Annotated in this window: 13 protein-coding genes and 3 tRNA genes; 4 read left to right on the forward strand and 12 right to left on the reverse strand. The window is 34.9% G+C overall.

Translation table 11 applies throughout. The features are described 5' to 3' along the window. Positions 1-167 precede the first annotated feature (167 nt). The 3 genes from K6119_RS03460 (at position 168) to K6119_RS03470 (ending at position 594) form a co-directional block, all read left to right on the forward strand. Positions 168-254, forward strand: a tRNA-Ser gene (locus tag K6119_RS03460). Between the two features lie 140 nt (positions 255-394). Then, positions 395-469 (forward strand) — tRNA-Pro (locus K6119_RS03465). A gap of 51 nt (positions 470-520) precedes the next feature. Continuing rightward, positions 521-594 (forward strand) — tRNA-Arg (locus K6119_RS03470). Between the two features lie 37 nt (positions 595-631). On the opposite strand, the gene K6119_RS03475 is transcribed toward K6119_RS03470, so the two are convergent. The 5 genes from K6119_RS03475 to sucC all read right to left on the reverse strand — a co-directional run bounded on the left by K6119_RS03475 (position 632) and on the right by sucC (position 5,183). Beyond that, positions 632-1,453: an SDR family oxidoreductase gene (locus tag K6119_RS03475; protein ID WP_221835376.1), complete on the reverse strand. Its 822-nt coding sequence runs from the start codon at positions 1,451-1,453 to the stop codon at positions 632-634. A gap of 88 nt (positions 1,454-1,541) precedes the next feature. Continuing rightward, positions 1,542-2,528, reverse strand: coding sequence for a LacI family DNA-binding transcriptional regulator (locus K6119_RS03480; RefSeq protein ID WP_221835378.1), 987 nt, complete (start codon positions 2,526-2,528; stop codon positions 1,542-1,544). Positions 2,529-2,591: 63 nt separating this feature from the next. Then, positions 2,592-3,185 (reverse strand): hypothetical protein, encoded by a 594-nt coding sequence (locus tag K6119_RS03485; RefSeq protein WP_221835379.1) that lies wholly within the window; start codon positions 3,183-3,185, stop codon positions 2,592-2,594. A gap of 6 nt (positions 3,186-3,191) precedes the next feature. Further along, positions 3,192-3,968: a type I methionyl aminopeptidase gene (gene map / locus K6119_RS03490; RefSeq protein ID WP_221835380.1), complete on the reverse strand. Its 777-nt coding sequence runs from the start codon at positions 3,966-3,968 to the stop codon at positions 3,192-3,194. A gap of 3 nt (positions 3,969-3,971) precedes the next feature. Then, the gene (sucC, locus tag K6119_RS03495) at positions 3,972-5,183 is read right to left on the reverse strand and encodes an ADP-forming succinate--CoA ligase subunit beta (RefSeq protein ID WP_221835383.1); all 1,212 of its coding nucleotides are present in this window, start codon (positions 5,181-5,183) and stop codon (positions 3,972-3,974) included. A gap of 123 nt (positions 5,184-5,306) precedes the next feature. Here sucC and K6119_RS03500 point away from each other — a divergent pair, with 123 nt between their 5' ends. Next, positions 5,307-5,567, forward strand: coding sequence for a hypothetical protein (locus K6119_RS03500; protein ID WP_221835385.1), 261 nt, complete (start codon positions 5,307-5,309; stop codon positions 5,565-5,567). A gap of 117 nt (positions 5,568-5,684) precedes the next feature. On the opposite strand, the gene K6119_RS03505 is transcribed toward K6119_RS03500, so the two are convergent. The 7 genes from K6119_RS03505 to K6119_RS03535 all read right to left on the reverse strand — a co-directional run bounded on the left by K6119_RS03505 (position 5,685) and on the right by K6119_RS03535 (position 13,890). Beyond that, positions 5,685-7,748 (reverse strand): tetratricopeptide repeat protein, encoded by a 2,064-nt coding sequence (locus tag K6119_RS03505; RefSeq protein ID WP_221835387.1) that lies wholly within the window; start codon positions 7,746-7,748, stop codon positions 5,685-5,687. 93 nt (positions 7,749-7,841) lie between these two features. Next, complete coding sequence (locus K6119_RS03510; RefSeq protein WP_221835389.1) at positions 7,842-8,609, reverse strand: YdcF family protein; 768 nt, start codon at positions 8,607-8,609, stop codon at positions 7,842-7,844. A 12-nt stretch (positions 8,610-8,621) separates the two neighbouring features. Continuing rightward, entirely contained in the window at positions 8,622-9,839 is a 1,218-nt protein-coding gene (locus tag K6119_RS03515; protein WP_221835391.1) for a glycosyltransferase family 2 protein, read from the reverse strand. Next, positions 9,840-10,472 (reverse strand): pyridoxamine 5'-phosphate oxidase, encoded by a 633-nt coding sequence (pdxH, locus tag K6119_RS03520; protein WP_221835392.1) that lies wholly within the window; start codon positions 10,470-10,472, stop codon positions 9,840-9,842. It lies immediately after the preceding gene. After that, entirely contained in the window at positions 10,473-11,057 is a 585-nt protein-coding gene (locus K6119_RS03525; RefSeq protein ID WP_221835394.1) for a DUF4494 domain-containing protein, read from the reverse strand. 69 nt (positions 11,058-11,126) lie between these two features. Further along, a complete protein-coding gene (locus K6119_RS03530) occupies positions 11,127-12,206 on the reverse strand; it encodes a hypothetical protein (protein WP_221835396.1) in 1,080 nt (359 codons plus the stop codon). A gap of 79 nt (positions 12,207-12,285) precedes the next feature. Then, on the reverse strand, positions 12,286-13,890 hold the full coding sequence (locus K6119_RS03535) for a S8 family peptidase (RefSeq protein WP_221835398.1): 1,605 nt from the start codon (positions 13,888-13,890) through the stop codon (positions 12,286-12,288). Between the last annotated feature and the right edge of the window lie 138 nt (positions 13,891-14,028).

Consider the following 14,028-nt stretch of genomic DNA (forward strand, 5'->3'; position numbering starts at 1 on the left):
AAGAAACTTTTTTTTATCTGAATTTGAGAATGTTAGTTGTCAGTTGAAAAAAGAACTAAAAATAAATTAAAAAGTTGGTGTGATTTTTTATTGAATAACACCATCAACTTTGATAGATTTTTTATATTTGCACCCGCTCAATTAAATTTGAGCAAGTTCATTGAAACGGTGAGGTGCCTGAGTGGCCGAAAGGACTTGTTTGCTAAACAAGCGTACCAGTGATGGTACCCGGGGTTCGAATCCCCGTCTCACCGCGTAATTAAAATTTTAGCCAATTTAAATTTGACTAGATTTTTTTTTGAAAGAAGTTGTTTAGGATAAATTAATAGCTATCTTTGCAACCGCTTTTAGCAGATCATTTAAATGATGCGATAAGCATTTTTTAAGAAGGTCTCGGGGTGTAGCGTAGCCCGGTTATCGCGCCTCGTTTGGGACGAGGAGGTCGCAGGTTCGAATCCTGCCACCCCGACAAGGAGATGAAAGAATCTCCTTTTATTTTTTTAGGTTTTTAAAGCCGAATGGTTGCGTAGCTCAGCTGGATAGAGCATCTGCCTTCTAAGCAGACGGTCGCAGGTTCGAATCCTGCCGCAATCACATAAAAAGCAAAGTCTGGTGTTTACACTGGACTTTTTTATTTTCTACCCCAAACCTTCCTCCACCAGCGCATTGGATGTCTTCTGACAATAAAGTTGTAGAGTTTGGGAAAAATCCTCTGGATGTATACAGATGTCACTTCAAATCCTCCTACGATTATATTTTGACGTGAAGGTTTTAATCTTTTGATGATCTTTTTTGCAGCTTTATCTGGATCCATTCCTAAGGCATGCGACTTTTCTAATTTACCATATGCCTTACCATGACCAGTTAGCTCCTTTTTTGTGATATTGGTCTTGATGAAGCCGGGCATTATTATAGTGACATTTAAATCACAATCAATCAATTCAGCCCTTAATGAATCAAAATAACCGTGTAAGGCATGTTTTGATGCTGAGTACCCTGAGCGTCCTGGAACCCCAACTACTCCTGCTATACTAGTAACAACTGCAAACCAACCTTTTTTTTGTTTTAAAAAGATTGGCATTACCTCTTTTGTTAGATCTACAGTTCCGAAAAAATTTGTTTCCATCACCTGACGGTCAATGGCTATTTCATTTTCAATCACTAAACCCTTTTGGGCGATTCCAGCATTGTGAATGAGTAAATCCAACGAACCTAGGGATTCAACTTTTTTGACGGCATTAACTACGCTTTCATGATTGGTTAAATCCAACGGCACCACGGTCATGTTTTCTCTACATGGACAATGGTCATCTATATAAGTTAAGCGTTCTACTCGTCTTGCTGAAATGATAACATTGGCTCCTAAGGCATTTAATTGAATGGCTAATTGTTTACCAATTCCTGATGAAGCTCCAGTTATCCAAATAGTCTTCCCTTTAAATCTACTTGACATAATCTAAATTCAGATGCATAGATAATCAACATCTGGTATATAGATAATGACAGTTGTCAGTTATAGGACCAATAAATAGATTTTGTAATTATCGTTCAATCAGAACTGTGTCGAGTACAACTTGTTGGTTTTTATGACTGTCTTCATTATTAAAACGATCTATCAACAAGTTTACCGCTTTCTTCCCTATTTCGGTAATTGGTTGTGCAATGGCTGATATTTTAGGATTTACAATATCAAAAATTTCAATGTCATCAAAACTGATGATCTTTACTTCATCCAGCGATTCTCCTCTTAAGGACAATTCTCTGATCAAAGCTTTTGCGATATTGTTGTTTACACAAAAAATGCCATCATAATCCTCATTCTTCAATTCATCTAGGGCAGTTTTAACGCCACCTTCAATATTATCATGAGGAATTTGAATAAGTTTTGCGTCATCTGCAGATTTTAAAGCTTCCATATACCCTTGGATTCTTTCAGAAATTGAAGATATATACACAGGTGAAATAGAAAAACAAACGGGTCTTTTAACTCCGCTATCGTATAAGAATTTCACGGCTTTTTTAGCTCCTTCTTCATTTGATACGGAAACTGAATCTACATCAAAATCATCAAATACTCTATCCACCAATACTAAAGGAAACTTGGTATCACGCAAACCATCAATTTCATTTTTACTATCAAATGATGACGCCAGGATCAAACCATCAATATTTCTATTAATAAGGTCAGAAATTAGTTTCTTTTCTTTTTGGACATCTTCATAGGTGTTAGATATAATCAAATTATATCCCTTTGCATATGCTTCTTGTTCAATTGCTTTACACAACTGACCATAAAACACATTAGAAATATCCGGAACAATAACGCCTATTGTATTTGTACGGCCTATTCTAAGGCCTCTGGCATACTGGTTTGGAATGTAATTAAGCTCTTTGGCTTTTTGACGTACTTTCTCTTGAGTTTGCTTGTTAATTCCGCGCTCATCTCCTTTTCCATTTAGGACCAAAGAAACCAGCGCTTTTGAAACTCCAAGACTTTCAGCAATATCTTTAAGTGATGCTTTTTTCATTGGTCTAAATCGGTTTTTTCAGGCTTGTACTAATTTAACTAAATCTTTTAGAGTGCAAAAACATTAGTGTAAATATTCGATTAGCTGCAAAAGCGCCAACAAAAGATATTGGCTTCCAATTATCCCTAAAAATTTTGATTTTTCATCCTCAATTCTCTGAGCGCTAAAATAAAACACCAGTATAAGCGCTATGGTTAATATATCATTTAAAACGTATAAGATTGGGAATCCTAGCAATATTAATGAAGGGATGAATAAACCTATTTCAACGATAAACGGAATTTTATTTTTAGTTTGAAGGTACTTTGCAAAGATCATTGCTAGTAAAAAGCCAAAGTAAGCCAGTATAAAGATCCATTTAAGCCATATAGCGTCATGTATAGTCTGTAACCATGATAATTCAAATTTCTGAATTAAAAACCCTACTGTGAAAGGATCTATCAAACAAAAGACAAGCTGTACAGGAACAAATAACAAGAGCACCCAACTGTAAGCCACTTTAGTGTTAAGCGCATAAAAAATCACCGACACTATTAGTAAAACAAGATGTTTAAGAAAAAAAGGTGTAACAAATCCTCCCTGTTGAAAGAGAGACATTATTCCAAAAATCAGAAATGTTAGGAAAATGGAACTTACTATTTTAAGCTCTCTGTCCATTTTAATTTAAAGCACACCAATAACTTCTTCAACGTAATCAAATGTTGAAAGAATTTCAGCTTTGCCATCAATAACAGCCACATCATGTTCAAAATGCGCAGAAGGCAATCCATCAGCTGTTAGTATAGTCCAACCGTCAGGTAATTGTTTGATCTTTTCTGTTCCCATATTTATCATGGGTTCAATGGCGATTGTTAAACCATTTTTGATCCTTTTACCTCTTCCTCTTTTACCATAATTAGGTACTTGAGGATCTTCATGAAGTTCAGTTCCCAAACCATGCCCAACCAACTCCCTAACTACTCCATAACCATGTTTTTCGGCATGTTGCTGAATAGCAAATCCAATATCCGAAATTCTATTTGAAGTGTTTGTAGCTTCAATACCAATGTACAAACACTCTTTGGTAACTCTTAATAAATCAAGTATTTCAGGCTTAACATCACCGATAGGAAAAGTATAAGCATGATCCCCAAAATAACCATCTAATATTGCCCCACAGTCAACAGAAATAACATCTCCGCTTTCAAATGGTTTGTCTGAGGGGATACCATGCACTATTTGAGCATTTGGAGAGATACATAAAGTATTAGGAAAATCATATTGACCTAAGAAAGCCGGAATAGCTCCTTGATCTCTTATATACTCTTCTGCAATTTTATCAATCTGCAAACCGGTTACTCCGGGCTTAATGATCTTTGCAATCTCCCCTAAAGTACGAGAGACTACCAAGGCAGCCTCTCTCATTTTTTCTATTTCTTCTAAAGACTTGTATTTAATCATCTCTTAGCTAAGCACAGATTTCACAAGATCAGCAGCTTCTTGTAATTGTACTGCCGAATGAACATTTAATCCAGAAGCATCAATTAATTGTTTAGCTTCTTCTGCATTAGTTCCTTGTAATCTAACAATGATTGGCACAGGAATTTCTCCCATATTTTTGTAAGCATCAACAACTCCTTGCGCTACTCTATCACATCTTACAATTCCTCCAAAAATATTAACCAAAATTGCCTCAACATTTGGATCTTCTAAGATAATTCTGAAAGCTTTCTCAACGCGTTCAGCATCTGCAGTACCTCCTACATCTAGGAAGTTAGCAGGATTTCCTCCAGACAATTTGATAATATCCATAGTAGCCATTGCTAAACCGGCACCATTAACCATACAACCTACGTTTCCGTCAAGATTAACATAGTTCAAACCAGCTTCACCAGCTTCAACTTCCAATGGATCTTCTTCAGTTTTGTCACGCATATCTGCGTAATCTTTATGTCTGTATAATGCGTTATCATCTAAAGTAACTTTAGAGTCAACTGCGATAATTTTATCATCTGATGTTCTCAATACAGGATTAATCTCAAACATTGAAGCATCACAACCTTCATAAGCTTTATATAAAGCGTAAACAAACTTCACCATTTCTTTGTGCGCTTGTCCGCTTAATCCCAAGTTAAAAGCTACTCTTCTAGCCTGGAATCCTTGTAAACCAACTCTTGGATCAACAATTTCTTTGAAAATCAAGTGTGGAGTAGCTTCTGCTACCGCCTCAATATCCATTCCTCCTTCAGTTGAATACATGATCACGTTTCTTTCAGACTCTCTGTCCAATAAAACTGACATATAAATTTCTGACGGTTCTTGAGCACCCGGATAGTAAACATCTTCTGCCAATAAAACTTTGTTCACCTTTTTACCTTCAGCAGAAGTTTGCTTAGTAACAAGATGACCACCCAAAATTCCTTTTACTTTGTCTTCTAACTTATCAATTGAAGGACAAAAAACAACTCCATTTGAACCTGTTTCTGTCACAACTCCTTTTCCTCTACCTCCTGCATGGATTTGTGCTTTTACAACAATACCTTCAGTACCAGTAAGTTCTTGAAGTTCTTTTGCTTTTGACATTGCGTCTGCTGCATTATCCACAACAACGCCTCTTTGTACAGTTACACCGTAACTTTCTAAAATCGATTTTCCTTGATATTCGTGTAAGTTCATTTGGTTATTGATTTATTGAGGCTTTAAAGTTAGTTTTAATCAATTAAAATCCAAGTGAATTTGGTGTGCAAATGTTTATTATTTTTAAAGGAAACATAATTATTAATTCTAAAACATTGAAAAATGAGTTATTACAAGACAATTGATGGTGTAAAATATGACAAAGAAATTTTAGACTTGGCCGACAAATTAACGGCAGGACAAGGAGATGGTAGATTATCAGTTGATGATGCCGGACAATTACTTGAAGCAGTAAAAGATGGTGGAACTTATACAGACATTGAGAAAGAAACTATGGCTTATGTAAGAGATAATTATCAATGGACTGACGCAGCTGATGAATGGTTTAGAACTGAAATCAGAAAATGGGCAGGCACTAAATAGAGTCAAGAGTCAAGAATCAAGAGACAAGAATCAAGAGTCAAGAATCAAGACTTTTGATTGAGCTTTCAGGAATTAAATGGAGAGTATTAATTTCTCTTTTTAATTCCTGATTTTTTTTTAAATCTTCACGCCTATAATGCAGATATCATCAATCTGTTCTAGATTTCCCTTCCACTCATTGAAAAAAGACTCTAGGTTTGATTGAATTTCATTGAAACCTAAAGATTGGTATTCCAATAACTTATTTTTGAACTGAGTTATTTTCAATTTCTTTCCTCTATCACCACCAAACTGATCAACATATCCATCAGATAACATAAACAATTGATCATTTGTATTCAGATGAAAGGTCTGCGATTTAAACGGACTGCGTTTGGCAAAATAACCTACCGGTTGTCTATCTGCCTTTAATTCAATAAAGTCGTTATCTCGACAGATCAAAAGGTTATTCATTGCTCCGCTAAACTGAAGTTCATTTATTTTAAGATTGATTTTTGCAAAAGACATATCCATTCCGTCCTTTGCTGTTTGTCCATCCTTTGTAAATTCTTCTTCAATAATCTTAGTTAGTGTATCCAGTACTTCATTAGTTTCAGTAATCCCCAAATCTTTCACTACATGATTTAGGGCATTATAAGCTACCATTCCTACTAAAGCGCCAGGAACACCATGTCCTGTACAATCAATAACCGAGATATATGCATGGCTCTCATCTTCATGAAACCAATACAAATCTCCTCCTATAATATCCTTTGGTTTAAAGATGACAAAAGCATCCGCAAAATGATTTTTAATTCGATTAATATGTGGAAGTATAGTGCTTTGAATACGTTCAGCATACATGATGCTATCCAAGATATCTCTATTCTTTTCTTCTAACAGTTCATTTTGCTCTTCAACTTTATTTTTTTGTTCTTCAATTATTTTGGCCGTTTTGGTTCTGATTCTATAGGCTCTGAAAATGAAAACAAAAAGTAAAATCATTCCAATCAAAATAATGACACCAAATTGCAAGGTTCTTTCTTTATCTGCTATTTCTTGCTGATGTTCTAATTTTTGCACCTTCTGGTTTTGTGCTGTTTTTAAACTATCCAGATAAGATTTTTTTTCAAATTCGTACCTCACGCCCAATCGTGCAATTTCATCTTTATTATCTCTGTTAAAAATTGAATCCTGAAACTGAGTATATAATTTCAAATAGTGAAATGCATCCTTCACTCTACCTTGTCTTTCATAAATATCTGCCAATAAATTTGTTGACTGAACTATTAGCGTTTTGGCCTTTATTTTTTGAGCTTGTTGATACCCCTGTTCTGCATAATACTGAGCAGAATCTAAGCGATTATCCAAATAATGCGCCCGAGCTAACTGAACCTTAATTTCAGTGATTCCCCAATTATCAGCAGAAGAGTTCCAGATTTTTTGAGATTCAGAATAAAATTTAAGCGCTCCTTTTGCATCTCCTTTTGCCATGTAAACATCTCCCATTGCAGCAGCCGAACTTGCCATTGGACGTAGCATTCGCAATTCAGTAAATAATTGATTAGAAATAATAAATCTACTTTCAGCAGCATCAAGTTGGTTGTTTCTCAATGCCAGATAACCAATATTTAAATTAGCATAGGCAATTCCTTTTTTATCTCCAATAAGACTATCAATCTCTAAGGTTCTTCTGAAATAAACTTCTGCCTTTTCATAGTCACGCATGTGTTCATAAACCTCACCAATGTTGTTTAGATTTACTGCAATTGCGGATGAATCTTTTATACTCTCAACAATTTTTAATGATCTTTCCCAATAATCAATGGTTTTAACAAAATCACCCTGATCATAAAAAACCCCACCATAATTAATGTATACTTCAGACAGGCCTTTTAAGTCGTTAATTTCATTGAACTGTGTTATGGCTTTTTCATAATAAATTGAAGCTGTATCAAAACTTGCTTTCCAGGCATAAGATCTACCAATAAGAATATATGACTTACCTACCTTATCCTTGAAATCATAGCGCTTAGCCATTTCAAGTGCAGTTTTTGCCACCACTCTTCCGCTATCAACATTGGTAAAAAGTAACTCAGTAGATACCGCCAACAATGAATTTACTTTGGCAATGGGGGTTTCTGCTTCTTTATTTACCTGCCATAAAGAATCCACTTTATCCTGAGCATAAGCAACACTCATCAAAAGTGATAAAATCGTTATGTAGAGAATTTTCCGCACTCAGTTAAATGTACCTAAAATACTAGTTAACAACCTAAAAGGTTTTAAAATTGATTACAAATAGCCCATTATTGCGTAAGAAACATATCCAATCCACTCATGAATGAGTCTTTCCCAGTTGGTTAGTGTACTTACGTTAGGAATTAAAAACTGGTCAAACTTATACCCTCTTTTTTTTCCGGTATAATGATCCGTTGTAAAAGTGTCAAAATGTTCAAAACCTGCCTCTTTAAATACAGCTCTGGACCTTCTCATATGCAGTGAGGATGTTACCAAAAGTATACTTTGAATATCATTTCGATTATCAATAATCTTTTTAGATTCAACAGCATTCTCGTAGGTGTTTTTAGACTTGTTTTCAACTAAAATATCTTCCTCAGGAATTCCATTTTCTACAAGTACCTTTTTAAATTGGACAGCCTCATCCAATTCATCAGCCATTACATAACCATTGTTCCCTGAAATTAAAATATTGTCCACTTTTCCAAGGTGGTATAAGTTAATGGCCTGCCAAATTCGGTCCCCTCCTCTTCTCATACTCAAGCGATCTAAATTTGAATCATACTCTGCCATTCCACCAAGTACAATCGCACAATCATAATGTCCAACATCTTCAATCTTTGTTCCGTCTACTTCCCACATCCTTGCAAACTCAAGAAAGATAAATGAATTAGAAAAGAATAAAAGCGCAATGATTCCTCCTCTAAAAGTGTACTTTTTAAGTTTCGGTCTTTTGGTAATCCAAGAAATAATTAAAGCGATTATCACCCATGAAAAAGGATGGGTTAAAAACGAAAATATCTTGGATAAAATGAAAAACATGTAACAAATATATTACTGTTTTCTATCAATTAGTCTTGATTTGTTGAGTAAGTCAAGTTTAGATCCCTCAATCCCCAACAATTTTTCAACTTCATTTTCTATAATTTGATTATCAAATCCATTATCTCTTAAATAATGAACCAATTTCAAAACTGTAAAGGCATCAAACCATTGAAAAAGTCTCTTTTGGAATGATTCATAAGAAGTAGAATTACTTTTTACATTATGCAATTTTTCTAAAAAGTCAACTTCTTTCAACCACAATTTATAAGCTGTGTGAATGGGTAAATCATCAATCTTCACCTCACTTTCAAAGAATTCAGGAATTAGGGATATGAACACCTTTATTTGCTTAAAAATCTCAAAATTGTAAGTAAAGTATTCTTCCTCCTCTGTTTCCATCCAATCTGCAATTGCTTTACCAGTTCCAAAAGGAACACGATCAGATGTTCTTGGAGAAGGAATTACTCGTGTAGAGTTCAACTCAGTAAAATTGCCTAATTGGATAATTTTGTGAATGAAATAAAAATCTTCCCCAGCCTTTCTTTTATTCATTCCTCCTTGCTTTTGATATGCACTGGAACGCACAGCCATACTTGAACCAACTGTGTGAAAATTATAAGGCAATCCACAATAATCAAAGCACTGCTTATAGTATCTTAAATGCAATTCATAATTGATAATACCTTCATAGATTTTCTGAGAATACTCTGTACCATTTAAAGGATGTTCAAAATAAATTGAGCAAGCGGGTGACTTTGGGTTTTGATTGAAATGATTTTCAATTTCTACCAAATAATTAGGATCACATTGGCTATCTGCGTCAAAACAAACGATAATTCCATCTTTATTGATTTTGTCAAAACGAGTAACTGCTTCATCCATTCCTATTTTTCTTGCCAATCCTACTCCCGCGTGTTTTTTCGGTAAATTAGGTTGATGAATTAAGAAAAAATTAATCCAATCTTCACTTTGATTCCAGGAATTGAAACTTTCAATGGATTTTAGATTTTGAGATTTAATATCATCTTGATGATGTTCTCCGGAATTTATTACCACAATTACTTCTACAGCTCCTTTTGGTCTTATACAATTCTTTATGGACTGCAATGAAGTGATTAAATCAGGTTCATTAAAGCAAGGAATTACAACAATTATTTCGGTATCCTCTGCAACGTTTTGTGCAAGTTGAGGAGGTAAAAAACCATACTTGTTAAGATAGAAATTCACTTAAGGAGCAATTCGGAATTTTCTCCAACCTTCTTCAGCCTTTTGATAGCAAAGTCTATCGTGAAGCCTTCCTAATCTTCCTTGCCAAAATTCAAAATAAGACGGTTTAATTAGATATCCGCCCCAATGTGGTGGACGTGGAACTACATCCGGATATTTTTCTTCAAAGAATTTAACTCTTTCTTCAAGTGTAGCACGATTATCTATTTCACTACTTTGCTCAGAGGCCCAAGCACCAATTTGAGAAATCCTTGGTCTACCGGCAAAATATTCATCTGAAATGGAATCATCCACTTTTTCTGCAACGCCCTCTATGCGCACTTGACGTTCAGCACAATCCCAATGAAACAATAAAGCAACATTATGATTTTGACTGATTTGACCACCTTTTCTGCTCAGGTAATTGGTATATATAACGATTCCTTCTTCCAATAAATTGCGCATGTATACCATTCGGGATGATGGCTTTCCGTCTGCGTTAACAGTGCTAATAGCAACTGCTTGCGGATCTGCACATCCTTGTTCAATGGAATCTTGATACCACGAACTAAAAAACAACATAGGATCCTCAAAAGGGAAATCTTCCAATTTCCCTTTGTTAAAGTCATATCTTCCTGTGTTGTCTGAACTCATTTATTCTTCTTCAGAGTTAATATCAGCTTCTTCCGGCTCAATTTCCTCTTCTTCTTCATCTTCATCATCACCGGCAGCATAAGCTACATTGATATTTGGAGAAACAATTTCTTCTTCCTCCTCCTCATTAGACATTTCATAATTTTCTGCAGCAAACTCAGGATCATAAGGATAAATTTCCATCAAAGGAGTTTTGGTAATATTGGTAATTTCAATAGTTGCCATTAAGCCCTTTAAACTCTCCTCAATTCTCTCATATGCTTCCTTAATGTTTACGGCATTAACCAGATAATTATGATTGATTTTTTTCTCTTTTCCAGAATCAGCATCTTCTGTTACATAGCTCACTTTAGCTTTGTACCAAACATCTGAATCATCATATTGAAAAATATCCTGAAAATCAGTTTTAGCAATTGATGTCACCAAAAATTCACCACGAATGTACTCCCCAACTTCTTTGTAAATTCTAGCTTCAGCTTCTGTAAAAGACATTGAATTCACCAAATAAGGTTCAGTCACTCTTTTTAAAGTTCCATCCGTAAATTCTTTCGTAAATTTTACTTTGATTGTATACCAGGTATTCATGAAATTTGATTTGTTATTTGTTAAGGCTGTTCTTAAAATTAACTTCTTGAACAGACCGACAAATATACCTTAAAATTCATGAATTTTATCATTCCACCACACCCAATATGTAGAAGCCCCCATTTTCATTAAAATGGTGTTACCATGAAGTTCAAAACTTTGAACTTTGCTTCTGGTAATTTCCACTTCTTTACCTCGCACAAAAGCACTTACACCTCCCCATTGATTGGTATAAGCTACAATTCCTCCATCAACTTGATAGTTCCCAACTTTCGTATTGAAAATTTGGTAAATTTCCATTTGATACCAAATTTTCATGATTCCCACATCTCTGAAAATCACCACTGAATCTTGAACATCTATATTTTGAAGATCAAACCCAAGCTCCATGGTTTCTTCCTCTCTAAAAATCTTGTGCGTTTCTGATTGATCTTTGTAATAAATAAAATTATCTCCACACCTGAAATTTAAAGCGTGCTGGGGTTCAACATCAACTACATAACCATTATCAAAAGCAGAAAAAGTTCCACTTTGAGGATCGTTAAAAGCCACAACATCCTGACCAGCCCTTATTACTCCTAAGGAATTCCAACTATAAATAGGATAAAATTTACCGTGCCAAAAGACGGATACATTTCCTGCATTATCTCTATATACAAAAGTGTTTTCCCCTACATGATCAGGCATTAAAGGATAATTTCCAACTACCATAGCTACTTCATGAACTTCATCTTCATAGTAGTATTTTAGATATCCACCTATATTGTCTTGCCATACAACCAGGCTATCACCTACCCCAAATGAAATAGCATTGGATGTTAAAATATGTTTTACTCCTCTATCAAAAACCCTTAATACTGATGCCGTCTGCACTAAAAGTAAATTATCTGTATCAAATATTTTGGTGTGTGTTTGAGCTACCATTGTTTGCTCTCCGTAGAAATTCACATATATATCACCTTTAGAATCCACAAAACATACATATTGGTTGTCAATGTGCAGTTCTTTGGTAGGTTGATAATAAATCTGTGTCAATGAACCTGAATCAAACTTGTAAAGTCTATTATTCTGGTCTGCAAACGCAGTGATATTCTGTGCAAAAGTAGCAGCAGTTATAATAATGGCGGATAAGAGCAATAAATGTTTCATACTATGTTGTAAAGTTAACTACAAAAAAAATGCCGCAATCAACTTGGTGATTGCGGCATTTAACGTTATCTCTAAAAATTTATTTCTTTGATTCCATTTCAATTGCCATTTCAACAGCATTGTAAACATTGGCAATTTTACCAGTTTCACACAAAGCTTTAAAAGGTACAGTTTTAGTTTCGTCTCCTGGCAATGTAGTTTCAACTTCAGAAACATCCTGACCTGAAGCCAAAATAATATCTCTGATTTCGAACATTGTCAATTTAGGGAAATACGATTTCAACAAAGCAGCTAAACCTGTAACCATTGGTGCAGCCATTGATGTTCCTTGAGATTCTTCATAATCACTTTGAGGAACTGTTGAATAGATTTCTAATCCCGGAGCGTAGATATCAACTTCTTTTTCAGAATAATTTGAGAAAGATGCCGCTAAACCATTCACACCTTTTTTAGCATTTGGTTTACCATATCTAGTAGATGCTCCAACTTCGATCCAGTTAGTAAATTCTTTGTCCATTGAATCATACTTAGGTGAAGGAAAATTATCGTTTTCTCCAATATCTTTTCCGTCATTACCTGCAGCATGGATTAACAAAACTCCTTTTTCTTCAGCATATCTAATAGCTGCGATAACTTCATCTTTATATGGTGAATAAGATTTACCATAACTCATGTTAACCACTTGAGCTCCATTATCCACTGCGTATCTGATTGCCAAGGCAACATCTTTGTCTCTTTCATCACCATCAGGAACAGTTCTGATAGACATGATCCAAACGTTATCAGCTACACCGTCGTTTCCAATTCCATTTCCTCTAGTAGCAGCAATAATTCCTGAACAGTGAGTTCCGTGCATTGCATCAGGACCCTCAACATCATTGTTTCCGTAGAATTTATCATCAAAATTAGCCGGATCATCACCGATAATTTTTCTTGCATCATAATCTACATTGTAGTGATAATCAACTCTCGCTTGGAAGATTTCAGTGTAATGTTTTAAAGTCTCAACATCTAAACCATTAGCAGCTAATCCGTAAAGCATTTCTGCTTCTGTACCAACTTCATCATCTTTTTTAAGCTTTTTAAGCTCTTTTAAAGTATAGCTGTCTTTACCTAGCTTTTTCTTTACTTTTTCATCAGCTTCTTTTGTCTTGTCATACAAGTCACCGATAACAGCCATGGTTTTCTCAGCATTACCTTTGCCTTTAGCTACTTCTTCTTTTAGCTTTTTATATAAGTCATATTCTTTCTTTTCATCATCAGAAAGGTCAGAATATTCTTTACCTCCATATTTTGCTTCGAATCCTTTAAGCATTCTGGTCATTTCCAGCTGCTCATGATTTACATTTTCACCATCAGCATTCCCTAGGAAATTCCATCCGTGAACATCATCAATGTATCCATTTTTGTCGTCGTCAATTCCATTACCAGGAATTTCATCCGCATTAGTCCAGATGCTTCCTTGTAAATCTTCATGCTCAATATCAACACCTGAGTCAATTACAGCAACAACTACTTTTTCAGACTTACGTCCACTTAATAACTTTTTGTAGGCATTCTCTGTATTCATGCCGTATTTTGCTCCGTTGTACCAGTTCAGTTTCTTTTTATCATAATCCTGAGCTGTTGCAGAGAAAGCAATCAATACTACATAGACTGCTATTAATTTCACGATTCTTCTCATTTCAATAAACTTTTAGTAATGTAAAAGTAGATATTTATTGCAATTAGACTAATTGGATATTCATAAAAGGTCATATTTATGTGATAACCGATTAAATCTTTGGATGAATAAAATTCATAAAGTATCTTTGAGCTAACC

This window comes from Paracrocinitomix mangrovi (genome assembly GCF_019740355.2).
Classification (GTDB): domain Bacteria; phylum Bacteroidota; class Bacteroidia; order Flavobacteriales_D; family Crocinitomicaceae; genus Paracrocinitomix; species Paracrocinitomix mangrovi.